Origin of the sequence: Segatella copri, from assembly GCF_019249765.2 — a bacterium.
GTDB classification, from domain to species: Bacteria; Bacteroidota; Bacteroidia; order Bacteroidales; family Bacteroidaceae; genus Prevotella; species Prevotella copri_K.
Genome location: NZ_CP152484.1, coordinates 556,528 through 582,477 on the forward strand (window position 1 = coordinate 556,528; position 25,950 = coordinate 582,477).

At 46.6% G+C, this 25,950-nt stretch carries 23 protein-coding genes; 8 read left to right on the plus strand and 15 right to left on the minus strand.

Annotated elements, in window-relative coordinates; all coding sequences use genetic code 11:
• Positions 1 to 53: 53 nt before the first annotated feature.
• The 4 genes from KUA46_RS02235 to pyrB all read right to left on the minus strand — a co-directional run bounded on the left by KUA46_RS02235 (position 54) and on the right by pyrB (position 3,969).
• Positions 54 to 872: a DUF5020 family protein gene (locus KUA46_RS02235; RefSeq protein ID WP_256625090.1), complete on the minus strand. Its 819-nt coding sequence runs from the start codon at positions 870 to 872 to the stop codon at positions 54 to 56.
• Between the two features lie 90 nt (positions 873 to 962).
• Complete coding sequence (gene glyA, locus KUA46_RS02240; RefSeq protein WP_117587318.1) at positions 963 to 2,243, minus strand: serine hydroxymethyltransferase; 1,281 nt, start codon at positions 2,241 to 2,243, stop codon at positions 963 to 965.
• A gap of 132 nt (positions 2,244 to 2,375) precedes the next feature.
• Positions 2,376 to 2,840, minus strand: coding sequence for an aspartate carbamoyltransferase regulatory subunit (pyrI, locus tag KUA46_RS02245; RefSeq protein WP_117587317.1), 465 nt, complete (start codon positions 2,838 to 2,840; stop codon positions 2,376 to 2,378).
• Positions 2,841 to 3,021: 181 nt separating this feature from the next.
• Complete coding sequence (gene pyrB / locus KUA46_RS02250; protein WP_218487721.1) at positions 3,022 to 3,969, minus strand: aspartate carbamoyltransferase; 948 nt, start codon at positions 3,967 to 3,969, stop codon at positions 3,022 to 3,024.
• 115 nt (positions 3,970 to 4,084) lie between these two features.
• Here pyrB and KUA46_RS02255 point away from each other — a divergent pair, with 115 nt between their 5' ends.
• From KUA46_RS02255 to KUA46_RS02270, 4 genes are all read left to right on the plus strand, one after another.
• The gene (locus KUA46_RS02255) at positions 4,085 to 6,415 is read left to right on the plus strand and encodes a penicillin-binding protein 1A (RefSeq protein WP_117587316.1); all 2,331 of its coding nucleotides are present in this window, start codon (positions 4,085 to 4,087) and stop codon (positions 6,413 to 6,415) included.
• Between the two features lie 175 nt (positions 6,416 to 6,590).
• Complete coding sequence (pheT, locus tag KUA46_RS02260; RefSeq protein WP_153082162.1) at positions 6,591 to 9,059, plus strand: phenylalanine--tRNA ligase subunit beta; 2,469 nt, start codon at positions 6,591 to 6,593, stop codon at positions 9,057 to 9,059.
• A 71-nt stretch (positions 9,060 to 9,130) separates the two neighbouring features.
• Complete coding sequence (locus tag KUA46_RS02265; protein ID WP_022120814.1) at positions 9,131 to 9,874, plus strand: YebC/PmpR family DNA-binding transcriptional regulator; 744 nt, start codon at positions 9,131 to 9,133, stop codon at positions 9,872 to 9,874.
• A gap of 5 nt (positions 9,875 to 9,879) precedes the next feature.
• Positions 9,880 to 10,158, plus strand: coding sequence for a TIGR03905 family TSCPD domain-containing protein (locus tag KUA46_RS02270; RefSeq protein ID WP_006846971.1), 279 nt, complete (start codon positions 9,880 to 9,882; stop codon positions 10,156 to 10,158).
• Between the two features lie 277 nt (positions 10,159 to 10,435).
• Here the strand turns inward: KUA46_RS02270 and KUA46_RS02275 are convergent, their stop codons facing one another.
• Positions 10,436 to 10,822, minus strand: coding sequence for a hypothetical protein (locus KUA46_RS02275; RefSeq protein WP_006846970.1), 387 nt, complete (start codon positions 10,820 to 10,822; stop codon positions 10,436 to 10,438).
• Positions 10,823 to 10,923: 101 nt separating this feature from the next.
• On the opposite strand from KUA46_RS02275, the gene lepA reads away from it, so the two are divergent.
• Together lepA and KUA46_RS02285 are read left to right on the plus strand one after the other, a co-directional pair.
• The gene (gene lepA / locus KUA46_RS02280; protein ID WP_022120308.1) at positions 10,924 to 12,717 is read left to right on the plus strand and encodes a translation elongation factor 4; all 1,794 of its coding nucleotides are present in this window, start codon (positions 10,924 to 10,926) and stop codon (positions 12,715 to 12,717) included.
• A gap of 40 nt (positions 12,718 to 12,757) precedes the next feature.
• Positions 12,758 to 13,357: a Crp/Fnr family transcriptional regulator gene (locus KUA46_RS02285; RefSeq protein ID WP_153095719.1), complete on the plus strand. Its 600-nt coding sequence runs from the start codon at positions 12,758 to 12,760 to the stop codon at positions 13,355 to 13,357.
• A gap of 48 nt (positions 13,358 to 13,405) precedes the next feature.
• Here the strand turns inward: KUA46_RS02285 and KUA46_RS02290 are convergent, their stop codons facing one another.
• From KUA46_RS02290 to KUA46_RS02305, 4 genes are all read right to left on the minus strand, one after another.
• Positions 13,406 to 15,070: an AMP-binding protein gene (locus KUA46_RS02290; protein ID WP_218487720.1), complete on the minus strand. Its 1,665-nt coding sequence runs from the start codon at positions 15,068 to 15,070 to the stop codon at positions 13,406 to 13,408.
• Positions 15,071 to 15,178: 108 nt separating this feature from the next.
• Positions 15,179 to 16,846 (minus strand): AMP-binding protein, encoded by a 1,668-nt coding sequence (locus tag KUA46_RS02295; RefSeq protein ID WP_218487719.1) that lies wholly within the window; start codon positions 16,844 to 16,846, stop codon positions 15,179 to 15,181.
• A 142-nt stretch (positions 16,847 to 16,988) separates the two neighbouring features.
• Positions 16,989 to 18,236, minus strand: a complete 1,248-nt coding sequence (locus KUA46_RS02300; RefSeq protein ID WP_119238114.1) for an ABC transporter permease — start codon at positions 18,234 to 18,236, stop codon at positions 16,989 to 16,991.
• Between the two features lie 113 nt (positions 18,237 to 18,349).
• Positions 18,350 to 19,561: a pyridoxal phosphate-dependent aminotransferase gene (locus KUA46_RS02305; protein WP_006846964.1), complete on the minus strand. Its 1,212-nt coding sequence runs from the start codon at positions 19,559 to 19,561 to the stop codon at positions 18,350 to 18,352.
• Positions 19,562 to 19,823: 262 nt separating this feature from the next.
• Between KUA46_RS02305 and KUA46_RS02310 the strand changes: the two genes are divergently transcribed.
• Together KUA46_RS02310 and KUA46_RS02315 are read left to right on the plus strand one after the other, a co-directional pair.
• On the plus strand, positions 19,824 to 20,321 hold the full coding sequence (locus KUA46_RS02310) for a DUF4494 domain-containing protein (RefSeq protein WP_153085631.1): 498 nt from the start codon (positions 19,824 to 19,826) through the stop codon (positions 20,319 to 20,321).
• A gap of 150 nt (positions 20,322 to 20,471) precedes the next feature.
• Positions 20,472 to 21,146, plus strand: a complete 675-nt coding sequence (locus KUA46_RS02315) for a YggS family pyridoxal phosphate-dependent enzyme (RefSeq protein ID WP_022122026.1) — start codon at positions 20,472 to 20,474, stop codon at positions 21,144 to 21,146.
• Between the two features lie 51 nt (positions 21,147 to 21,197).
• Here KUA46_RS02315 and KUA46_RS02320 read toward each other — a convergent pair whose 3' ends face one another.
• The 6 genes from KUA46_RS02320 to KUA46_RS02345 form a co-directional block, all read right to left on the minus strand.
• Positions 21,198 to 22,916: a M6 family metalloprotease domain-containing protein gene (locus KUA46_RS02320; protein ID WP_218487718.1), complete on the minus strand. Its 1,719-nt coding sequence runs from the start codon at positions 22,914 to 22,916 to the stop codon at positions 21,198 to 21,200.
• A 22-nt stretch (positions 22,917 to 22,938) separates the two neighbouring features.
• Positions 22,939 to 23,784, minus strand: a complete 846-nt coding sequence (locus KUA46_RS02325; RefSeq protein WP_153082168.1) for an EFR1 family ferrodoxin — start codon at positions 23,782 to 23,784, stop codon at positions 22,939 to 22,941.
• Between the two features lie 29 nt (positions 23,785 to 23,813).
• Positions 23,814 to 24,197, minus strand: coding sequence for a DUF1573 domain-containing protein (locus KUA46_RS02330; RefSeq protein ID WP_022122030.1), 384 nt, complete (start codon positions 24,195 to 24,197; stop codon positions 23,814 to 23,816).
• Positions 24,198 to 24,578: 381 nt separating this feature from the next.
• Positions 24,579 to 25,013 carry an N-acetylmuramoyl-L-alanine amidase gene (locus tag KUA46_RS02335; protein ID WP_022121070.1) on the minus strand — a complete coding sequence of 145 codons (435 nt, stop codon included), beginning with the start codon at positions 25,011 to 25,013 and terminating at the stop codon, positions 24,579 to 24,581.
• A 26-nt stretch (positions 25,014 to 25,039) separates the two neighbouring features.
• A complete protein-coding gene (locus KUA46_RS02340; protein ID WP_167529916.1) occupies positions 25,040 to 25,132 on the minus strand; it encodes a smalltalk protein in 93 nt (30 codons plus the stop codon).
• Positions 25,133 to 25,347: 215 nt separating this feature from the next.
• Positions 25,348 to 25,899: a DNA-binding protein gene (locus KUA46_RS02345; protein WP_218487717.1), complete on the minus strand. Its 552-nt coding sequence runs from the start codon at positions 25,897 to 25,899 to the stop codon at positions 25,348 to 25,350.
• Between the last annotated feature and the right edge of the window lie 51 nt (positions 25,900 to 25,950).

Below are 25,950 nucleotides of genomic sequence, written 5' to 3' on the forward strand. Positions count from 1 at the left end.
GAAAATTTTCAAAATGAATTTTTGAAAATTTTCCGCAGCTAAGAAATTCGTAATTAGAAGTCCCACTTTACACCGAGGCAAGGGCGAACCATCCAGCCGGCATTGCTGCCGAAGTTGTGGCTGATTTCTACCTCGCTACCTACGCTCAGGTTCTCGCAGCCGAAGTGCTGGCCTACATTGTACCAGAGCTGTGGTTCTGTGGTGAAGACGGTGTGCTCAGGAGTGGTTTTGGCCATGAGATTGCCGTCCTTGTCCTTGATGAGATTGCCGTCATTGTCTTTGAGGAATTCTTTCACGTTTCCGTGCTTGTCAAGCATACTTACGTGATTCTCCCACCAGAAATCTGCGAAACCGCTAAAGTTCAATCCCTTTAATCCAAAGATGTCTTTGCATCCCCAAACAGCAGTAAACTGCATTGGCACGTTCTGGTCGGTCTTGCGGATAGTCTTGTAGAGTGCCTGGAGTGTCAAGGTGTTCTTGAAACTCTTGTCGTGCATGAAATACTCCACACCAAAGAGCCAGGCATTGTTGATAGGGTAGTTCTTGGTAATACCACCGTTATACTCTACGTGGAGGCTCCAGTTCTTCATTGGGCTGTTCTGCCAGAAGTTCAATGCACGTGAAATCTCAGTATAGGTTCCACCCTGTGCCACGTTTGGACTGCTGGTGTCCATCTTGTCGTAATTGAAGTCGTGGTCTACAAAGAAATAGGTGTTACCCCATTTGTCCTGCTTGAACATTTCGAGTGTGAGGGTAACAAACTTGCGGTCACTGCCGAAGTCGTAGAAAACTTGGGCGTTGGTCTGTGCTAAAGTTTTGCTCGCAGGGAGCAACGCAAGTGCCATGAGCAGTAGGCTTTTCATCTTTTTCATAATTTTTTTCTTTTCTTTATTATTTATTAAATGAAACAAAAAACTGCGGACGGAAGGCCCGCAGTTTGTAATTATATTTATCCGTAACGATTAGTATGCGAAGAGAGGGTAATCCTTCATTGTAGCATTCACCTTTTCGCGAACGCGGGCAATGACCTTCTCGTCCTCAGGAGCATTCAGAACTTCCTCGATGAGTTCGGCAATGAGATGCATCATATCTTCCTTGGCACCACGTGTGGTCATGGCTGCTGTACCCAGGCGGATACCTGATGTCTGGAAGGCAGAACGGCTGTCGAATGGAACCATGTTCTTGTTGACTGTGATGTCGGCTGCAACCAGCGCATTCTCAGCGACTTTACCTGTAAGGTCTGGATATTTACTTCGGAGGTCTACGAGCATAGAGTGGTTATCTGTACCACCGCTCACAATACCGAATCCGCGACCGATGAGGTCATCTGCGAGTACGGCTGCATTCTTCTTTACCTGAGTAGCATACTCCTTCCATGAAGGCTGCAGATTCTCATTGAAGGCTACTGCCTTGGCGGCGATGACGTGCTCCAGCGGACCACCCTGCTGACCTGGGAATACGGCAGAATTCAAGAGCATGCTCATCTTCTTAACCTCGCCCTTCTTGGTAGTCAATCCCCATGGATTGTCAAAATCTTTGCCCATCAGGATGATGCCGCCACGAGGACCACGGAGAGTCTTGTGAGTAGTAGAAGTAACGATGTGTGCATACTTCAATGGGTTGTCGAGCAGACCGGCTGCAATCAGACCTGCAGGGTGAGCCATATCGATCATGAGGAGAGCGCCTACCTCATCGGCAATCTTGCGCATGCGGGCATAATCCCACTCGCGGCTGTAAGCGCTACCACCACCGATAATCAGTTTTGGTTTGTGCTCAAGAGCCAGTTTCTCCATCTCGTCGTAGTCTACACGACCTGTTTCCTTGTTCAGGTTGTAACCGATAGGGTTGTAGAGAATACCGGATGTATTGACGTGGCTACCATGAGAGAGGTGGCCGCCGTGGTCGAGGTTCAAGCCCATGAAGGTATCGCCTGGCTTCAATACGGCAAGCAGAACAGCAGCGTTAGCCTGCGCACCAGAGTGAGGCTGTACGTTGGCATACTCAGCACCGAACACCTTCTTTACACGCTCGATGGCGAGGTTCTCTACGATGTCAACTACCTGGCATCCGCCATAATAACGCTTGCCTGGCAGACCCTCGGCATACTTGTTAGTAAGGTAAGAACCCATAGCGTTCATCACCTCGTCACTCACGAAATTCTCAGAAGCGATAAGCTCCATACCTTTCAGCTGGCGCTGATGTTCTCTTTCGATTAAGTCGAAAATCTCTTGATCTTTTACCATTTCCCTTTACTTTTTATGGTTGATGTTTAATGAAATCGGGTGCAAAAATAAGCAATATCTCCCAAACTACCAAATAAATCGTAACATTTTGAGTGATATTGCTTACTTTTTGTTATAAACTACCTGTTTTTATTACTTGCAGAGCTCTACTTTGCCCAATTGCTGCTCTTTGTCGCAGTAGTGGCAACGTACGATACCGAGCACTTTGTCTACGGTATGGAAGAGGGTCTGCATAGGCTCGTTGTTGGTGATGCACTTAGGGTTGTTGCACTTTACGATGCCCTTCAGCGTATCAGGAGTCTTGACGGTCTTCTTCTCTACGATTTCGTAGTCTTTGATGATACTCAGTCCGATGTTAGGCGCAACGACAGAGAGTCGGTTGATTTCCTCATCGGTAAAATACTTGTTGGCAACCTTGATGATGCCCTTCTTGCCAATCTTCTTGCTTGGCAGGTTGTAGCCGATAGTAACAGGAGTCTCCATCTTCTCCAACTGGAGCAGATTTACTACCTGATAGGTCTTTTCGGCTGGTATATGGTCGATTACGGTACCGTTCTCGATAGCCGCAACCACTAATTGACTTTTATTGTTTCCCATCTCTTTTTTTTTAATGTTGAGTGTTGAGTGTTGAGTGTTGAGTGTTGAATGTTGAGTGTTGAATGTTGAGTGTTGAATGTTGAGTGAGGCTTGCGCCCTTGAGGCCCATGTTAAGTGTCCGTTAGGCAACTCAACATTCAACATTCAACATTCAACATTATTCAATATTCAACATTCAACATTATTCAATTATGCTTTTATCGTTCTTCACATCATCGAGCGAGATGCCGAGGCAGTGGCAGAAGATAGCCTCACGTGCATAGAGACCGTTCTGAGCCTGCTGGATGAAGTATGCATGTGGATCATCATCTACATCGTAAGCAATCTCGTTCACGCGTGGCAGCGGATGCATGATCTTCATGTTCTCCTTCGCCTTGCAGAGCATGTCGCGCTTCAGGATATACACGTTCTTTACGCGTTCATACTCCATCAGGTCGCTGAAACGCTCCTTCTGTACACGGGTCATGTAGAGGATGTCGGCACCTGCAATCACATCTTCGTTAAAGTCCTCGTGCTCAACATATTTGATGTTGTGCTCCTTGCAGTAGAGTTTATACTCTTCTGGCATAGCGAGTTCCTTAGGTGCGATGAAATGGAAAGTAGGATTGAAGTGGCGCATAGCTGTGATAAGTGAGTGAACGGTGCGGCCATATTTGAGGTCACCCACAAGATAGATGTTCAAGTTCTCCAGGGTACCCTGGGTCTTGTAGATAGAGTAGAGGTCGAGCAGGCACTGTGAAGGGTGCATGTGAGCGCCGTCGCCTGCATTTACGATAGGCACTGGTGCTACCTCACTGGCATACTGGGCTGCTCCCTCGATGAAATGGCGCATGGCGATTACATCGGCATAGTTGCTTACCATCAGGATGGTATCCTTGAGGGTCTCACCCTTGGTGGTACTGGATGTCTTGGCATCAGAGAAACCAATGACACGGGCACCAAGACGGTTGGCAGCGGTTTGGAAACTGAGTTGGGTACGAGTAGATGGCTCGAAGAAAAGGGTCGCTACGACCTTTCCCTTCAACAACTCCCTGTTCGGGTGCTTTTCGAACTCTTGCGCCATTTCCAGGAGGTACATGATTTTCTCCTTGGAAAGGTCTGCAATGGTCACAAAATTATGTTTTTCCATTTGAAATTTGATTGAATGTTCTAAAATCGCCCACAAAGTTACATAAAAAATCTGATTTATGTGCGATAAGTCAAAACTTTTATGTAATTTTGCACAAATATTTAAAGAAATAGTGATGAGAAAGCGATTTATACATATTTTATGGGCTGTTTTCGGCACTGGAATACTCATGGTAATTCTTGCCTTTGTTGCCATTTGGTTTGGAATGATTGGCTACATGCCCGACATCGAGGATCTGCAGAATCCTATCAACAGATTTGCCACCCAGGTTTACTCTGCCGATGGCAAGGTGCTTGGTACGTGGAACCTGAACAAGGAGAACCGTATCGTGATTCCTTACAAGAAAATGTCACCTTATTTAATAAAGGCACTGGTGGCTACTGAGGATGAGCGATTCTATGAACATTCGGGTATCGACTTCCGTGCACTGGGACGTGCCATCGTCAAGCGTGGTATCCTGGGACAGACTAATGCGGGTGGTGGAAGTACCATCACGCAGCAGCTCGCCAAGCAGCTTTATTCTGAGAAGGCAGGCAGTACGATGGAACGATTGTTGCAGAAGCCGATAGAGTGGGTGATTGCGGTGAAGCTGGAACGCTATTATACCAAAGAGGAGATTCTTGCTCTCTATCTCAATTACTTCGATTTCCTGCACAATGCTGTAGGAATCAAGACGGCGGCCAATACCTATTTTAATAAGGAACCGAAGAATCTGACCCTCTGTGAGTCGGCAACGCTCATCGGACTGTGCAAGAATCCGTCGCTCTTCAATCCGGTTCGCTATCCGGAGAGAGCGAGGGAGCGCAGAAATGTGGTTCTTTCGCAGATGGTGAAGGCGGGATATCTGAGCCGGAGCGAGTATAGCCAGTATGCTGCTGAGCCGCTGACACTCAATTTCCACCGTACCGACCATAAGGACGGCTCGGCTACTTATCTGCGTGAGTTCCTTCGCCAGTATATGATGGCTAAGCGTCCGGAGCGCAGTGATTATCCATCCTGGAACCGTGCCCAGTTTGTGGTGGATTCTATCCAGTGGGATAATGATCCGCTCTATGGATGGTGCAACAAGAACTATAAGAAGGATGGTTCGCCATATAATGTATACAGTGATGGACTGAAGGTGTTTACAACTATCGATAGCCGTATACAGCAGTATGCGGAAGAGGCTATGTATCAGCATGTAGCCCGCTATCTGCAGCCTCGCTTCAGTGCAGAGATAGCCCGCAAACCAAGCTCGCCATACAGCGATAAGCTGACACCGCAACAGATTAAGAGTATACTGAACCGCAGTATCACCCAGAGTGAGCGTTACCGTACGATGAAGGCTGCGGGATATTCTGAGGATGAAATCAAGGCGGCATTCCGCAAGAAGCAGGAGATGACCGTATTTACCTATCATGGTGATATTGATACGCTGATGAGTCCGCTCGATTCTATCCGTTATTACAAGAGTTTTCTGCGTAGCGGTTTTATGAGCATGGATCCTAAGACGGGTGCTGTGAAGGCGTATGTGGGTGGATTGGATTATACTCATTTCATGTATGATATGGTGAGTCTGGGACGCCGGCAGGTGGGCTCTACCATCAAGCCATTCCTTTACAGTCTGGCGATGTCTAACGGCTTCCAGCCTTGCGATCTGGCGCCTAACCGTCAGCGGACCTATATGGTGGCAGGTCGTCCGTGGACACCTCGCAATGCCAACCATTCACGTGCCGGACAGATGGTTCCGCTGAGTTGGGGATTGGCGCAGAGTAGCAACTGGGTGAGTGCTTATCTGATGAGTAAGCTCAATCCGCAGCAGTTCGTACAGATGTTGCGCGACTTCGGCATCAACAGTCCTGATATCCATGCATCCATGAGTCTCTGTCTGGGACCATGTGAGGTAAGTGTCAGCGAGATGGTGAGCGCTTATACCGTATTTGCCAACCACGGCATCCGTACTGCTCCAATGTTTGTGAGCCGTATCGAGGATAATGAAGGTAATACGATTGCTACCTTCCAGCCACGTATGAACGAGGTGATCAGTGCCGATAATGCCATGAAGATGCTCACCATGCTGATGGGCGTTGTGGATAATGGTACGGCAGGAAGACTGCGCTACCGTTATAACCTGGAAGGACAGATTGGCGCCAAGACCGGTACTACCAATAACAACAGCGACGGTTGGTTTATCGGCTTTACTCCACAACTCGTAAGTGGCTGCTGGGTAGGTGGTGAGGAGCGCGATATTCACTTCGATTCCATGAGTATGGGTCAGGGTGCTACCATGGCTTTGCCTATCTGGGCGATATTCATGAAGAAGGTTTATGCCGACCCGTCGCTGGGTATCAGTCCTGCTATCAAGTTCGATTTGCCGGAAGACTACGATCCTTGTTCCCGCAAGGCAGCCGAACAGGATGACTTTGAGGAAGTAGGAGGTGGCAGCATCGACGAAGTTTTCGAATAAAAACCAAGGCATTCGCCATTTTTGCATGTATTTATTTTAAATAGTGCAAAAATGGCGAATGTTATTTGTTTATATGCATTTTTTTTTGTATTTTTGCAGAGTTTTAGAACATGCATAGCCCGAATGATGTTTCTTCGGGTTTTTCAAAATAGAAATAAAATAAAAAATCATTATAATGAACGTTTCATACAAATGGCTTAAAGAATACGTCGATTTCGATTTGACACCACAGGAGACTGCGGACGCGTTGACCTCTTGCGGACTCGAAGTTGACGCTTTGGAAGAAGTTCAGTCTGTCAAGGGCGGACTGAAAGGTCTCTATGTTGGTAAAGTATTGACATGCGAGGAGCATCCTAACAGTGATCACCTCCATGTTACAACCGTTGACTTGGGAAAGGGCGAACCTCAGCAGATTGTCTGTGGTGCACCTAATGTTGCTGCAGGTCAGAAGGTTATCGTGGCTGATTTGGGCTGCGTGCTTTACGATGGCGACCAGAGTTTTACCATCAAGAAGAGCAAACTCCGCGGTGTAGAGAGTCTGGGTATGATCTGTGCTGAGGATGAGATTGGTGTAGGTACCTCTCACGACGGCATCATCGTACTCCCAGAAGATGCTCCGGTAGGTCAGCCTGCTGCTGAGTATTATCACCTGGAGAGCGACTGGCTCATCGAGATTGATATCACAGCCAACCGTGCTGATGCGCTCGGTCACTGGGGTGTAGCCCGCGACCTGTATGCCTGGTTGAAGCAGAATGGCTACAAGACAAGTTTGCATCGCCCATCTTGCGATGAGTTTGTGGTAGACAACGAGGATCTTCCTATCGATGTTGAAATCCAGAATACTGAGGCTTGCAAGCGTTATGCCTGTGTAAGCATCACCGGTTGTGAGGTGAAGGAAAGTCCTAAGTGGTTGCAGGATAAGCTGAACATCATCGGCTTGCGCCCTATCAACAATATCGTGGATATCACCAACTACATCATGATGGCATACGGCCAGCCATTGCACTGCTTCGATGCAGACATGGTTACCGGTCATAAGATTGTAGTTCGTACCCAGCCAGAGGGCACCAAGTTTGTTACTCTCGATGGCGAGGAGCATACCTTGGGTGAGCACGACCTGAGCATCTGCAATGCTGAGGAGCCTATGTGTATCGCCGGTATCTTCGGCGGTAAGGGTTCTGGTACTTACGAGACAACCAAGGATGTAGTCTTGGAGAGTGCTTACTTCCATCCTACATGGATCCGCAAGAGCGCTCGCCGTCATGGTTTGAGCACAGATGCCAGCTACCGTTTTGAGCGTGGTGTAGATCCAAACGGACAGATTTATGCTTTGAAGCAGGCAGCCATCCTCTGTAAGCAGTTGGCAGGCGGTAAGATTTCCATGCAGATCAAGGATGTATATCCAGAGCCAATGCAGGATTTCCCTGTTCGTCTGAACTATGAGTATGCGCATCGCCTCATCGGTAAGGAGATTGGTGCTGAAACCATCAAGAACATTGCTACATCTCTCGAGATGAAGATTGTGAAGGAGGATGCTGAGGGCATCGACCTCCTGGTTCCTGCTTATCGTGTAGACGTTCAGCGTCCTTGCGACGTAGTAGAGGATATCCTCCGTATCTATGGATATAATAATGTGGAGATTCCAACCCAGTTGAAGAGCTCCCTGACTGTTCAGGGCGATGAGGACAAGGCTTATCACAGCCAGAACCTCGTGGCAGAGCAGCTGGTAGGCGAGGGCTTCATGGAGATTCTCAACAACTCTCTGAGCAAGGCTAGCTACTATACCGACTTCGACCTCAACAAGTATCCTAACGAGACAACCGTGAAGGTGATGAACCCATTGAGTGCTGATCTCGGTGTGATGCGCCAGACGATGCTGTTCGGTGGTTTGGAGAGCGTGGTTCGCAACATCAACCATAAGAGCCAGAACCTGAAGTTCTTCGAGGTGGGTAACACCTATATATATAATAAGGAGAAATGGAGCGAGGAGAGTCCTATCAAGGCTTACTCTCAGGAGGCTCACATGTCTCTCTTCATCACCGGTAAGCGCGTAGAGGGCAGTTGGGCTCATGCTGATGAGCAGAGTAACATCTACGAGTTGAAGGCTGTGGTAGAGAATATTCTCCGCCGTGTGGGTATGCCACAGAACAACGTGGTTATCAAGCACAGCGACAATAACATCTTCTCTAAGGGCGTAAATTACGAGACCCGTGCCGGAAAGGTATTGGTAGAACTGGGTATCCTGAGCCTGAAGTTGAAGAAAGCATTCGATATCGAGCAGGATGTATTCTATGCTGATATCCACTGGGATAACCTGATGAAGGCAGTGAAGAAGGTGAACCTTACTTACACCGACATCAGCAAGTATCCTTCAGTGAGCCGCGACCTTGCATTGCTCGTAGACAAGAATGTAGAGTTCGCTCAGATTGAGCAGATTGCCCGCCAGACAGAGAAGAAACTTCTGAAGAGCGTTGTTCTCTTTGATGTTTACGAGGGTGAGCATTTGCCAGAGGGCAAGAAGAGTTATGCCGTTAACTTCATCCTGCAGGATGAGGAGAAGACTCTGAATGATAAGCAGATAGATGCTATCATGAAGAAGCTCATAGCCAACCTTACAGGCAAGCTCAATGCAGAATTGAGATAATGCAGAAGGTGCTCAGTGCAGAATTAAGATAATATTATAAACAAACGATAAACATTTAAAATTTTATTCCAATGGGAAGAGCATTTGAATATCGTAAAGCTACAAAGCTGAAAAGATGGGGCCACATGGCCAAGACATTTACTAAGTTGGGTAAGCAGATTGCTATTGCTGTGAAGGCAGGCGGTCCAGAACCAGAGAACAACCCATCATTGCGTGCTATCATCGCTAACTGTAAGCGTGAGAACATGCCTAAGGATAACATCGCTCGTGCCATCAAGAACGCTTGTGGCAAGGATACCAGCGATTACAAGGAGGTAACATACGAGGGATATGGCCCTCACGGAGTGGCTGTCTTCGTTGATACTCTGACAGACAACACTACACGTACTGTTGCTGACGTTCGTTCTATCTTCAACAAGTTCAGCGGAAACTTGGGTACAACAGGTTCTCTGTCTTTCCTCTTCGACCACAAGGCTGTGTTCACATTCAAGAAGAAGGAAGGTCTGGATATGGACGAGATGATTCTCGACCTGATCGACTACGGTGTAGAAGATGAGTTTGATGAGGATGAGGAGAACAACGAAATCACTATCTATGGTGCTCCTACAAGCTTCGGCGAAATTCAGAAGCACCTGGAGGCTGAGGGTTTCGAGGTAACTGGTGCTGAGTTCACTTACATCCCTAATGATTTGAAGGATGTAACTCCTGAGGAGCGCGAAACTATCGACAAGATGGTTGAGAAGTTGGAAGAGTTTGACGATGTTCAGACTGTATATACCAACATGAAGCCAGAAATTCCTGCAGACGCAGAATAAGCATTATGTTGCAGCAAGACAAACAGGATAAGTTGCAGAAGGTAACTTATCAGACTCATGGCACCTGCTCAAAATACATCTGCATCAGTATAGATGAAGATGGAAATGTGCAGGATGCCCAGTTCATCGGAGGCTGCGATGGCAATACCAAGGGCGTTTGTGCTTTGATTAAGGGCATGAAGGCAAAGGAGGTCATCGCCCGACTGAAGGGTATCACTTGTGGCAATAAGCCTACTAGCTGTCCAGACCAGTTGGCTACAGCTTTGCAGGAAATGGGATATTAAGAGTGTTTTAGGAGGGTGTGTCATAAGTCACATCCAATACGCCCTGAAAGGGCAGAAGCTCCTAGCCCAGGGCAGCGCCCTGGGTTATTACAGACGCAAACTTGTCGCCCTGTAAGGGCAAAAGCTTTAAAATACCTGGCAGTATACAAAGCTTTTGCCCTTACAGGGCGTCTTGCTGATTGCCATTATACCCAGGGCGCTGCCCTGGGCTAGGAGCTTTTGCCCTTTCAGGGCGTCTTGCTGCCATTATCTGGACTTATGACACACCTTCCTTTTTCTAATACTTAAAGGTATCATCCAGCAATACCTCTTTCGGGTTCTTAGCCGAATGATATACGAAACGGAAGGTGAAATGCTCTTCCTTATATTTCTTCAGACCAGGGTTGTTGTCCAGGGCTTCCTTCTGAATCTTATGGAGTTTATCCTTGTTGGCATCAATCGCCTTCTTGTTATCTGCCTTGTTTCTCAAAGAGATATAGTACGTATATATCTTCTTGGTTTTATCAAATGCAGCACTGTCAGTCCTGGCGTCGTTGACGTATGGAGTAGGACAGTATTTTTCAGTATATTCCTTGGCTTCACGAGCCGCTTTGTCCTCCAGACTTTCTGTACAAGAAACGAGCAAAGAAGCAAAAATACCGATGTAAATCAACTTTTTCTTCATGATTTTTCTATTTTTTATCTAAAAATCTCTATTATTTTCAATATTTTGTGCAAAGATACGAAAAAAAATACTATCTTTGCACTCTAAAGAGAGAAAATTATATGGAGAATATAAATAAAATAAGAAATTTCTGCATTATTGCACATATAGACCATGGTAAAAGTACCTTGGCAGACCGACTTCTGGAGAAGACTCAGACCATCAAGATTACTGAAGGCCAGATGCTTGATGATATGGATTTGGAAAGAGAACGTGGTATCACGATCAAGAGTCACGCTATCCAAATGGAATATAAGGCAAAGGATGGACAGACCTATATCCTGAATCTTATTGATACTCCGGGACATGTTGACTTCTCATACGAAGTTTCCCGTTCCATCGCTGCTTGCGAGGGAGCACTGCTGGTTGTTGACGCAACTCAAGGCGTTCAGGCACAGACTATTTCAAACCTCTATATGGCTATCGAGCACGACCTGGAGATTATTCCGGTAATCAATAAGATAGATATGCCTTCAGCTATGCCTGATGAGGTAGAAGACGAAATTGTAGACCTGATCGGTTGTAAGCATGAGGATATTCTCCGTGCTTCAGGTAAGACCGGTGAGGGTGTAGAAGATATACTGGAAGCTGTTGTTAATCGTGTTCCTGCTCCGGTAGGAGACGAGAAGGCACCGCTTCAGGCTTTGATTTTTGACTCTGTATTCAACTCTTTCCGCGGCATCATCGCCTATTTCAAGATAGAGAATGGCGTGATCCGTAAGGGAGATAAAGTGAAGTTCTTCAATACCGGCATGGAATATGATGCTGACGAAATCGGTGTATTGAAGATGGATATGATTCCACGCCAGGAATTGGGTACCGGTGAGGTAGGTTATATCATCTCGGGTATCAAGAATGCTACCGAGGTAAAGGTGGGTGATACCATTACCCATATCGCCCGTCCTTGTGACAAGGCGATTGCGGGTTTCCAGGAAGTGAAACCTATGGTCTTTGCCGGTGTTTATCCTATCGATCCTAGCGATTACGAGAATCTGCGTGCATCGCTCGAAAAACTGCAGCTCAATGATGCTTCATTGACTTTCTCGCCAGAGAGTTCTGTGGCTTTGGGCTTCGGTTTCCGTTGCGGATTCCTCGGATTGCTCCACATGGAAATCGTACAGGAGAGACTGGACCGTGAGTTTAATATGGATGTCATCACTACCGTACCTAACGTATCTTATATGGTATACGACAAGCAGGGCGGTGTGAAAGAGGTTCACAATCCTTCCGGATTGCCAGACCCAACACTGATAGACCATATTGAGGAACCATATATCCGGGCAACCATCATTACGGCAACCAATTATATTGGACCTATCATGAAACTCTGTCTGGATAAACGAGGCGAACTCATCAACCAGGAATATGTGAGTGGAAACCGTGTAGAGCTCCACTTCATGTTGCCATTGGGAGAAATCGTCATCGACTTCTATGACAAGCTGAAGAGTATCTCCAAGGGATATGCTTCGTTCGACTATCATATCGATTCATTCCGTCATTCCGACCTGGTGAAGCTCGATATCCTGTTGAATGGAGAGCCTGTAGATGCATTGAGTACTTTGACTCACCGCGATAACTCTGTGAGCTTCGGCCGCAGAATGTGCGAGAAGTTGAAGGACCTCATACCTCGTCAGCAGTTCGATATTGCTATCCAGGCAGCTATCGGTGCCAAGATTGTGGCACGTGAGACTGTTAAGCAGGTGCGCAAGGATGTTACTGCCAAATGTTATGGTGGTGACGTGAGCCGTAAGCGCAAGTTGCTGGAGAAGCAGAAGAAGGGTAAGAAGCGCATGAAGCAGATTGGAAATGTGGAAGTTCCACAGAAAGCCTTCCTGGCTGTGCTCAAACTCGACTAATGATTTAATATAAGTATAAAGTAAAAGGAGGTTAAGTATTATGGCAGACTTTAAAGTAATTACCCCTAAGCGTGATATTGCGCGCGAGTTGGCGCGTAAATATAGTACGATGACTCATGATGAGCTCGATGTGATGGAAGATATCCTGGAGCCTATCAAGTATGGCAAGGGCGAGATGATCTTGCCTGAAGGTGAACAGTGCATGGGTATCTCGTACATCGAGAAGGGATTGATACGCCAATTTTACTTAAAGAATGGCAAGGAGGTGACCGAACATCTGGGTGTGGATCATTCCATCTTTATGTGCATTGAGAGCCTCTTTAAGGAAGAACCTACCCGCCTGCAGGTGGAAGCTTTGGAGCCTACTCTGGTGTATATGCTACCGAAGAAGAAGCTGGAGGCGGCTGCTATGCGTAATGTCAATATCCAGATGCTTTATCGTAAAATACTGGAAGAGAGTTTGATTCAGTCTCAGATTCATGCCGATCTGATGCGATTTGAGTCGGCACCTAATAAATATAAGCGCCTGTGTGAAATGAACCCACAGGTGGTTCTGCGTGCTCCGCTCACCTATATCGCAAGCTATCTGCAGATGACTCCGGAAACGCTGTCCAGAATCCGCTCGAATACTTTATTATAATCATAAAATAAAAAAGTGTGACTTCAATGTTCTGAAGTCACACTTTTTTTATTCTGCCGTATAGAGGAATCGCTTGATGCTCTTCTTAGGAGTCTTTTCAAACTCATCTTCATGTATACGTATTTCTGATACTTTGCTGTAAGCAGGAATCATGGTGTTGAGCTCCTGACGGTTCTGCTCCATGACATCTGCCAGTTCGTTGGTACCGAGATTCAGGGTCTGAGCTTCATCATAGTCTGGGTGAACCAGAGCAATGAGCTTGTCTCCCTTCTGTACAACCACGCTTTCTGCTACCAGAGCCAAAGAGTTGAGCTTATCCTCAATCTCCTCAGGGTAGATATTCTGACCGTTTGCGCCGAGCAGCATGTTCTTGCTACGACCCTTGATGAAGACGTTGCCGTCACCATCCATGGTTCCGAGGTCGCCTGTATGATACCATCCGTTCTCGTCGATGGTCTGCTTGGTAGCTTCCTCATTCTTATAGTAACCCAACATTACGTTAGGACCCTTGGCAAGGATTTCGCCCGGTACATTCTCAGGATCAGGACTGTCGATGCGGACCATCATGTGGAGGGCAGCCTTACCGCAAGAGCCCGGTACGAAGTTTTTGTAATCCTCGTAGCAGATGATAGGGGCACATTCTGTTGCGCCATATCCCACGGTATATTTGAAACCTACGCTATGGAGGAAACTTTCCACTTCCTGGTTAAAGGCTGCACCACCGATAATCACCTCGTAGAAGTTGCCACCGAAGGCATTGGATACCTGGTCGCATATCTTCTCCTTCACCTTCTTGCTGATTACAGGCATGTGGAGCAGCATACGCATGCGGTTGTTCTGGATCTTAGGGAATACCTTCTTGCGGATAATCTTCTCGATAACCAGAGGTACAGCTATGATGACGGCTGGCTTGATGCGTCCGAATGCCTCGGCGATGATGGCTGGACTAGGGATGCGGGTGAGATAGAAGACGTGGCAGCCCTTGATGAATTCGAAGATAAATTCAAACGCCATGCCGTACATGTGGGCCATCGGCAGGATACTGATGATGGAATCTCCCGGCTTAATCTTCTTACCCAGTACGTCCTCAGCAAAATCTGCATTGCCCCAGAGTGCACGGTATGGAACCATTACTCCTTTGGAGAAACCGGTAGTTCCGCTGGTGTAGTTGATCATAGCCAACTCATCCGGATTCTGTTCCATATAGTAGTTGACATGGTTTTTGCGGAAGTACTTAGGATACTTGATACCGAACATCTCGTTGAGGTGTTCGCGGGCATAAGTCAACTTGTCGGTACGTGAAACGACAAGTGAATAATCTGGTATATAGATGATGCCTTCAAGACCTGGCATCTTCGTTGCATCAATCTGTGTAGCTACAACATCACCCACAAAGAGCAGTTTGGCATCGCTGTGGTTTACGATGTTGTGAATCTGGTCTGGCATGAATTCATGCAGGATAGGTACGGCAATGGCACCATAAGTAAGGGTAGCAAGGAATGCTACAGCCCAGTTTGCGCTATTTCGACCGCAAAGTGCTATCTTGTCGCCCTTTACTACACCAGAGTTCTCAAACATGATGTGTAGCTTCTCAATTTTGCGTGCTACATCATGGTACTGCAAGGTTGCTCCCTTGTAGTCTGTCAGAGCATCCATATCCCAATGGTCTACGATGCTCTTTTGGATTAGTGCGTTAAAGCTTGGAATCTCCATATTCTTGTTATTTAACGATTTGCTTTTTTATATTTTTCTCGTACTGAAGTCAGTTTGCTGATGATAGACCTTATCTGCTGATGATCTGTCAGCAGATAGGGCCTGTCTCTAGATAGCGTTCTGATAGAGGTAACGCTTGATAGACTTCTTGGCTGTCTTTTCAAATTCCTGATTATGAAGTTTGATGCGTGACACCTTTGCGAAGCTAGGTATCTGCATGTTCAGTTCCTTGCGGTTCTGCTCCATGATGTTCTCCAGGTCTTCGTCTGTAAAGCCGAGGTTGTTAACTTCTTCCATATCCGGATGAACCAGAGCTACCAGCTTGTCATCGTTCTGTATTACGATGCTCTCGTTGACCATAGCCATGGAGTTGAGCTTGTCCTCAATCTCTTCCGGATAGATATTCTGTCCGTTAGGTCCCAGCAGCATGTTCTTGCTTCTGCCTTTAACGAAGATATGTCCGTCGGCGTCCATCGTTGCCAGGTCGCCTGTATGGAACCATCCGTCTTCATCTATTACGGCATCTGTTGCCTCCTGGTTCTTGTAATAGCCCTTCATCACATTGATGCCGCGGCAAACCAGTTCACCGGCTACGTTCTCCGGGTCATCGCTCAAAACCTTTACCTCCATGTGCTTCACGGCAACACCACAGCTTCCTGCCACGTAGTTGTTCTGATGGGCAAAGGTGATAAGTGGAGCAGTCTCAGTAGTACCATATCCCATTGCGATAGGGAAACCTACGCTGATGAAGAAGTTCTCTATCTCCTTGTTGAGCGGAGCACCACCCACAACAACCTCGTAAGGACGTTCGCCAAACTTTCTCAATACAAACTCGCGAACCTTCTCCTTGATGCGCTTATTGATGACAGGCATGTTCATCAGCAGTCGTGCACGGTTGGTTTGGATATGTGGGAATACTTCCTTTCTTACAATCTTGTCTACTACAAGCGGCACCGCATAGAGGATGTCTGGCTTGATTTCTGACAACGCCTCTGAGATGAGCGTTGGGCTCGGCAGACGGGTAAGGAAGAAGATATGGTTACCCAATACTATGTTGAAGAGAAATTCTGTCATGAGTCCATACATGTGAGCCATCGGAAGGGTAGAAAGGATGTTGCAGTTCTTACCTATCTTAGGTTTCACTGAATCGATGAGGTAGTCGAGATTACCCCAAAGTGCTCTGTATGGGAGCATCACACCTTTTGAGAAACCGGTAGTTCCACTGGTATAGTTGATCATCGCCAGTTCTTCAGGATCGTCTACGTGATACTTCACGTGTTCTGGTCTGAAATACTTAGGATATCTGTGTCCGAACATGGCATTGAGGTTCTCGCGCGCATAAGTCAGTTTCTCAGAGCGCGAGATGACAAGCGAATTGTCCGGAAGATAGATGATTCCTTCCAGCGAAGGCATCTCCTCTGGTGTTATCTCTGTAGCTACCACGTCACCAACGAACAGAAGTTTGCTTTCGCTGTGGTTCACGATGTTGTGAATCTGCTCAGGCTTGAATTCGTTCTGTATAGGTACGACAATGGCTCCGTAAGTAATAATGGCCAGGAAGGCTACTGCCCACTGGCTACTATTTCTTCCGCAGACGGCAATCTTGTCGCCCTTCTTTACATCGCTGTTTTCGAACAGGATGTGTAGCTTCTCAATCTTTCTGGCAATATCGTGATATTGGAGGGTTGTGCCCTTGTAATCGGTGAGCGCATCCAGATTCCAATTCTTGATAATGCTGTTCTCAATATACGAGTTAAAACTTGGTATTGAATTCATTGCACAATTTACAAAATTTTGTGCAAAGATAATGAAAATAGTGCACACTGCAAAATAAAATGTGCACTATTTTCAAAAACTATATAAAATAATTAGTTTTTTTCCTTTTTAGTCTATATATTGTGGTGTTATAGACTGTATTTTACTCATATCTCATTGATTTGGCTGGATGGATATGAGAAATCAGGTAGCTTGGTGCTACGAGCATGAAGATGCTTATCAGCAGCGTAGCAATGTTCAGGGCTATGATGGCAAGCCAGTTGAATTCTACCGGAACGGTACTTACATAATAGGTCTGTGCATCGAGTTTGATGATGCCTGTAAAGTACTGGAGGGTAAGAATGCCGAGGGCGATGATGTTGCCCAGAAGCATACCCTTGCCGATGATGAAGACGGCAAACCACAGGAAGGTGTGGCGGATGGTCTTGTTGCGGGCACCCAATGCCTTCATTACGCCTATCATGGAGGTGCGTTCCAGAATGATGATGAGCAGACCGCTGATCATGGTGACGCCGGCTACTATCAGCATCAGACCGAGAATAATCCAGACATTCAGATCCATCAGGCTCAGCCATTGGAAGATGTTTGGATTCAGGTCCTTGATGGTAGAACTGCTGTAGGTTTCTCCATAGTGATCTACCGTGCGGTTCACCTTATTAATAATATAATCTTCAGTCTCGTTGAGCTTGTTGAAGTCGTTAACGGTCAGTTCTGCACCGCTCGCCTGGTCTTCTTCCCATCCGTTCAGTTTCACGGCAGTATAGAGGTCGGTGTATACCATTACCTCATCATACTTCTTCAGGTTGGTCTGATAGATACCCTTGATGGTGAAGCGGCGCATACGCACTGCGTTGTCATCAAAGAAGTAGGCAAAGATGCGTTCTCCCGTCTTCAGCTTCAGCTTATCAGCCATCAGCTGTGAGATGAGAATCTGGTTATGACTCGCTTTGTCATCAAACTTAGGGATGCTGCCTTCGATCATGTTCTGATGGATAAAGGTAGAATCGAAATCAGGTCCTACACCTTTGAACATGACGCCCAGGAAATCGCTGTCCGTCTTCAGGATTCCCTCTTTCATGGCAAATTTCTGCACATGTTTTACGCCAGGTATCTTTTTCAGTACGTTGACCATCGAGTCGTTCATGACCACCGGATACTGGTTTTGCTGCTGCAGCGTCATGAAGTCGGCCACCTGTATATGGCTTCCGAATCCTATTACCTTGTCGCGTATGGTATGCTTGAATCCGAGCACTACGCATACCGACATAATCATAATGGCGAGTCCGATAGCAACACCTGCAGTGGCTATATGAATAGCAGGGCGAGAAACTTTACGTTTATCGCCCTGATCGCTATATAATCTCTTTGCTATAAATAGAGGAAAATTCATCTTTTGTAATGTTGAGTGTTGAGTGTTGAGTGTTGAGTGTTGAATGTTGAGTGTTAATTTAATCTTTGTGTCCGTTAGGCAACTCAACATTCAACACTCAACATACAACATTGTTATAGTCCTTCGTCTTCCACTCTTCCCGGATAAGCCTCAAGTGCCTTACCCAGAACCACCAGAGCACGCTCCAGATCGTGTTTCTTCAAGACGTAAGCTACACGAACCTGATTGTGGCCGGCTCCAGGAGTCGTATAGAAACCGGAGGCTGGAGCCATCATGATGGTTTCGCCCTCGTAGTTGAATTCCTCCAGACACCAGCGACAGAACTTTTCTGAATCATCGATAGGCAGTTTGGCTACGGTATAGAAGGCTCCCATAGGAATAGGAGAGTATACGCCCGGAATGCGGTTCAAGCCGTCTATCAGACACTTACGGCGCTCTACATACTCATCATATACGTCGCGGTAGTACTCTTCTGGAGCATCCAGAGAAGCTTCGGCTACAATCTGACCAATCAGTGGAGGAGAGAGACGGGCCTGGCAGAACTTCATCACCGCCTTGCGGATTTCAGCATTCTTGGTGATGAGGGCACCCACACGGATACCGCACTCACTGTAACGCTTCGAAACAGAATCGATGAGAACCGTGTTCTGCTCGATGCCTTCCAGGTGCATCGCACTGATATAAGGACTGCCGGTATAGATATACTCACGGTAAACCTCATCAGAGAAGAGATAGAGGTCGTACTTCTTCACCAGGTCACGAATCTGATTCATCTCTCTGCGGGTATAGAGATAGCCCGTAGGGTTGTTAGGGTTGCAGATCAGAATGGCACGGGTGCGCTCATTGATCAGCTCCTCAAACTTCTCCACCTTAGGCAGGGAGAAACCTTCTTCTATCGTTGTGGCGATGGTACGGATCTTGGCACCCGCCGAGATGGCAAACGCCATATAGTTAGCGTAAGCAGGTTCTGGTACGATAATCTCGTCGCCAGGGTTGAGGCAGCTCATGAAAGAGAAGAGTACAGCCTCAGAACCTCCCGATGTAATGATGATATCATCGGCAGTTACGTTGATGTTGAATTTCTTATAGTAATCTACAAGCTTCTCGCGATAGCTGAGATAGCCCTGACTTGGAGAATACTCCAAGACCGTGCGGTCTATATGCTTCAAGGCATCTAGGCCACATTGAGGAGTTGGAAGGTCAGGCTGACCGATGTTGAGGTGATATACCTTTACTCCACGTTTTTTTGCTGCGGCAGCCAGAGGAGCCAACTTTCTGATAGGTGACTCTGGCATTTCAAGACCGCGTACAGATATTTCTGGCATCTTAAAATATTGTTTCTTTCTATTAATTATCCGTGTCGAAAATTGAATTCTATGACCTTCTGGTCTTTTCAATTTACGCTATTCGGCTGCAAAGATAAGAAAATTAGATGAGAATTGAGAATAACTTTCGGTTAAATTTTATTTTTTGATTAAAAACTCTTTAAATATGTCGCTCTTTGCTTTCTTTTTTATAACTTTGCACTTAATTTCAAGAATTGTTATAAGATTATACTAATTAATTAAAATAAGTAAGAAGAAAAATATGAGAAGTAGAACAAGTACATGGTTTGAGACCAAAGTGAAATATCAGAAGACAATGGAGGATGGTTCAGAAAAGGTTGTTTCTGAAGCATACGTAGTAGATGCTTTGAGCTTTACCGAGGCTGAGAGCGCCATCATCGATGAGATGTCGGTTTATGTAAGCGGCGAGTTGAAGGTGAGCGGTATCGGTAAGGCTTGCTACGGCGAAATCTTCTTCAGCGATGTGGATGATGATGATAAGTGGTATAAGGCTAAACTCCAGTTCATCACAATTGATGAGAAGAGTGAGAAGGAGAAGCGCAGCAATGTTACCTATCTTGTTCAGGCTAAGTCTCTCGCCCGTGCCCTCCGTTATATTGATGAGGTGATGGGCAAGACTATGATAGATTATGATGTGGTTGGTTTGAACGAAACCAAACTGATGGATGTATTCGAGCACCATGCTCCTAACGAGAAGAAAGAGGAGAAGAATGATGTGCCTGAATACGAGGAGAAATAAATTAATGTTGAGTGTTGAATGTTGAATGTTGAGTTGCCTAACGGGACACAAAGGTTAATTCAACACTCAACATTCAACACTCAACACTCAACATTCAACATTCAACATTCAACATTCAACACTCAACACTCAACATTCAACATTTAGAATATGGACTATGATGTAAAAGGAAATCTCCATGAGGTGCTGGGCAGCTTGCCTGCCGGTGTCCGTCTCGTTGCCATCAGCAAGTTCCATCCCAACGAGTATATCGAGGAGGCTTATGCTGAAGGACAGCGTATCTTCGGCGAGAGTCATGAGCAGGAACTCGCCAAGAAGGTGGCTTCGCTGCCTGAGGACATCGAGTGGCATTTCATCGGTCATCTGCAGACCAATAAGGTGAAGTATATCGCACCTTATATCTCGATGATTGAATCGGTAGACAGTCTGAAACTTCTCAAGGAGATTGAGAAGCAGGCTGCCAAGCATAATCGTGTGGTGAAGGTTCTTCTGGAACTTCATCTGGCTGAGGAAGATACCAAATCGGGTCTTTCTCTTGATGCTTGCCGCGAACTCCTGGAGGCAGGAGAATGGCGGGAGATGAAGCATGTGCAGATTTGTGGTATCATGATGATGGCTTCTAATACAGACGATGAGCAGCAGATTGCTCAGGAGTTTGATGAGGCTGCCCGGTTCTTTGATGAGATAAAGGCCAGATATTTTGCTGATGATGATGCTTTCTGCGAGCGTAGCTGGGGTATGAGTCACGATTATCATATTGCCGTCAAGCACGGCAGCACGATGGTTCGTGTAGGTACCACCATCTTCGGTCCTAGAATATATTAAAATAATAAGAGGGTGTGTCATTAAACATGACACACCCTCTTTGTTTATTTATTAGTATACTATCTTCTGTCCCTTATTGGTGATATAAATCTTGCCCTTTTGTGGAACGGAAACCTTTCTGCCTTCCAGATCAAAATAGGCTGTCGGTCTGTCTTTACCGATGATGACCGAAGAGATTCCGGTAGGAGAGAAGTTCTTGAGATAATCGAAGGTAACCAGACCGGTTGCTTCATCCTTAGTGATGTTGTAGAGCGGATGACTCGTATCAACACTGTTGTTCAGGGTGATACTGGTCAGACTGTTCACCTCGTACTCTGTAGCAGAGCCTGCCTTGTAGGTCGGGAACGGGTCGTTCTGAAGACTCGTGATAATATCATTGTCGCTGACAGTTCTATTATAGCTGTTGTATACCATTCCGTCTGCAGGAACAATCATTACCCTTGGCTTACCTAGCGTGTTGTTGGGTTTATCAAACAGATTAACCGAAGTCTTGTCATCGTAGTCGATGCGCCATACCAGCAATCCGTAACCAAAAGCCTCCTTGTACCATCCCTCGTTTCTGATATTCTGCAGCAGCAGGTATTCGCCCTGGCTGTTGGCTATAATCTTGAATGCATCCGATGCCTTGTCGTATGGTTCCAGCTTTATCTGCTTCGCCTCGGTATCAGAAAGGAGGGTAGGCTGTTTCCATCCTACGATGCTCTTCTCCCATGGTGAATAAGGGATAGGCTGGTAGCCGTCAGCCTGATAATTGCCCATATCCATAACGTCCCAATATTCAGGACTCTGGTTATGGTTTGTGATGCCGCTGGTCGGATAGATGTCTGGCAAACCGAGGGTATGCGAAAACTCATGACAGAAGAGACCGATACCATTGATGTAGTATTTGCCGTTTTTGGTATCTTCAGGCTTATTGTTCAGCTCGTTGTTGATGCCGAACCGGCGTACTTTTTTTCCGTCATAGGTTCCCACTCCTACGGTACCCGATTTCGGCCAGAGGCAATCACTTGAATTACCTGAGATGCTTTCAGAATAGCCGGCATAAATCACGTATACGAGGTCTACATATCCGTCGCCATCGCTGTCGTAATCGGCAAAGTTTACCTTGTAGTCTACCTGCTGGCAGGCTTCCTTAATCATCTGAGAATAGTTGGTGTCACTTCCGTCGTCAACTCCGTTCTTGCCATAATAAGCAGAATTCTTGCTTACCGTAACAGGACCCACTACGTCAAACTGTGGTATAAACTGGTTATCGCTCATGTCAGCGAAATACTGCTGTACGCTGCCATAGTTCTGGCAGTAATTCTCGTTGGTGATAAACACTTCTTTATCAGCCTCAGGCATAGCTTCTCCCTTCTTTCCGTTGAGGTAATGGTTGAATGTAGCAACCGGATCCTTACTCTTGAACTTCACATCCTGAAACTGCACCAGAAGTACCAATGCCTTCGGACTTCCCTTATGAGGAAAATAGCTTGGTCTAACGGTTCCTATTGCAGATGCTCTTGTAAGATTCTCTGAAGAGAAAGCACGGGTTTTTCGGGTGTTCAGCTCTTCAGCAGTTATCTTTTCGTATTTTCCGTCTTGGGTTTCCCGCAGGGGCGTACCGTCCAGCAGCATGTAGTAGTGGAAGGTTTCGTCGCCATGCAGGGTAGCACATGCCATGGTTCCGTCAGCCAGCATAATCTTGGCGATGCCCGGTTTAGCCTTTACGGCATAGAGATTGGCGATGCCCAGGAAGGCGAGCGCCAGAGAGATGATTGTCTTCTTCATAAACAGTTAGGGTAGATGGGGATTATTTATAAAAGTATTGTCCTTTCTTCTGAGTCTGGTGACCAAACTCGATGGCGTGATGCGGACAATGGTGATAGCAGGTAAAGCAGGTGAGGCAATCCTTGTGATGCAGCCATTCCGGATATTCTCCGTGCCCGCCCTTGATATCGCCTACAGGACAGACGTTGGCACAGATGCCACACTTCACGCACTTGTCTTTCTCCACATGAAACCGCTTGTCGGTGATGAGCACCTTCTCAAAGAATCCGCCCACAACCTTGGTGAAAAACCAGGGGATAGGACCTTTTACCAGACGGTTCACGCCCTCTTTCCTGTCGAATATCTCTTCGCAGATAACCGCCAGTTCCTGTGCCGATTTCGATTTCTTACGAACTTCGCGCTCCTTCGGATCAACATCCATGAAAGGAAGTCCTACATAAGATTCCGGCATGATGAGCGAGTAGGAAGCAGAAACCTCCGTGATGCCCAATGCCTGAAGCGATGCATTCAGCGCAATCGTATCGTTGAGGTTTTCGATGGTGAGTCCGATGCTGTCGCCTGCAGTACAGACGCAATAGGCGAAAGGATGCTTCCTGACCATCTTCTTATTACCTTCTGTAGTAGCATCAGAAGTTATCTTCATCTTCCTGATAAACTCCCTTACAAGGCGTGGAACTCTCCAGCCATGTACGGGGAAAACGAATCCGAGCCGTTCATTCTCTTTCAGAATAAACGGCTCGGCTATATTGTGGCTTGAATCATCCGCCCGCATATAAGGGGCGATAGGAATCAAGTCTTCGTGTGTAGCCGCTGCCAGTCTGGCTGCTGCCCACTTGGTATTTCCAGTTCCGGAGAAATAGAAAATCATGCTTACTTTTAAATATGTATTGAGCTAGATTATTTCTTTTCTGTCATAACACCTTCTATATAGAGACGTGACATTTCTACATTGCCGTTAGAACGGACGGTGATGCTCTTCTTGAAATGACCAGGGAACATGCCCTTGCCGTTATAGGTAACACTAATCTGTCCCTTCTCGCCTGGAGCGATAGGCTTCTTGGTGTAAGAAGGTATGGTACAGCCGCAGCTGGCAATAGCCTGGTTGATAATCAAAGGCTTGTTGCCCACATTGGTGAAGGTAAAGGTAGCCTTCTGTACCGGGTTTGACTCTTCGAACGAACCGAAGTTGTGTATTAGTTTGTCGAACTTAATCTCTGCCTGAGCAGATGCAGTAGCTACAAGAGCCACCAGCATAGTGAGTGTCAATATGATTCTTTTCATCTTCATATCCTTTCTTCTTTTTTATATTTTCTCTTTAATTTGTTTCTTATTTTTATTTAATTCGATGCAAAAGTACATATAAAGTTTAGTATTACGTTACTTTTTTACATTATTTAACCGAACTTTCGCAAGTTTTGTCCCACACGCCCTGAAAGGGCAGAAGCTCTTAGCCCAGGGCATCGCCCCGGGTAATTACAGACGCAACCCTGTCGCCCTGAAAGGGCAAAAGCTTTAAAATACCGGGCAATAAACAAAGCTTTTGCCCTTTCTAACGCTTTCTGAAATAAAGGAGACAAAAAATCCCCCAACCTTAATCACTTAAGATTGGGGGAGAGCGTAGAAAAAATAATATAGTATGAACAATATCAGCTGAATAGAGGGCTAAATGTGGAATTTGATTTCATTCAGCCAGGCCTGGACACTGAAGCAGGGACAGGACTTGTGGACGTTCGGGAGATCACGATGACCTAGGATCTCGGCTTCGGGATAGTCTACGCACAGACTCGTCAGGAGATTCTGGAGAGACTGCTTCTGAGCCTTCGTACGGGTATCTGCCGGATTGCCGTCGGCGTCGAGACCGCCTTCGTAACAGATGCCGATACTGTGTGCATTGAAATGGCGGGCGTGGGCGCCGATTTCTGACTCGGGACGGCCGGGGTAGATGACGCCGTCTTTCGTGATGTAGTAGTGATAACCGATGCTGCGGAAACCACGGGCTAAATGACAGGCTTCGAGTTTTTCGAAGGTGAAGTCCTGCGTGACGCGTGTGGCAGAACAGTGAATAACAATAAGTGATATTTTTCTTGTGTTTTTCATAGTGCTGAATCTTTAAAGGGTTGATACTACTGGCAGCTCTGCACACAAAAGGCAGAGGCTACGGCGGTGAGAACGGTAATGACGAAATTAAGAATTTTCTTGAGTGTTTCTCTTTTCATTTTCATTTGATTTAAGGTTAATAAATGGATTGGGGGCTCGGATTTCCTATATCCGGGCGATACTGGAGAAGGAAGGCTGACAGGATGAGCAGATGGGCTTGATAGCGCGTGTTTCAATGCTGCTTGCTATATTGATGAATAGCCGGGGGTGCTATAGCCGAATCCCGGACTGCATCCTGTCTAAAACCTTCTTTCTTCATCTACTGGCGAGGGGGTTACTCCAGGCCGTCGCTACCATCGGAGCCGCTGCTCTCGGTGTTGCCTGATCCGCCAGTCTGTGTTGAGTCGCCACCCTGGTTTGTGCCGCCACCCTGGGTAGTATCGCCTGTGTTGTCCTTACCGCCGTCTGGTGGAGTAACATCTCCTTTTACGGCTGTAGCCTTCTTCAGGGATGCATCGAGGTTCAGACTGTTTGCCTTGAACTCACCGGTGCCACGGGCACGGAGCTTCAGTCCGGCAATGTTCTTGGTGATGCTGAACTCCTTCTCGGAGGCAGCACCTTCCTTGTTCTTGATGCCGATGCTGAAAATGGCGAGGTCGGGAATCTTCACGGCGATACCCTGCAGAACCAGTTCTCTTACGCAGCTCACCATGTCGGTGAGCATACCCTTGATGGCTCCCTTTGAGAACGGGGTATTGTGACTTTCCATGTGCTCTGCGAGTTCATCAAGACCATAGGTCTGGGTGATTACAGGGTAGGCGAAAAACTTGCCGTTAGCGGCGCTCAACTTCTCGTTGACATACTTCTTCAATGTGTACAGAATCATAGTGTCTTCATTTTTAAGGTTAATAAATTGTGTTTGTGTTGTAGGGGGCGC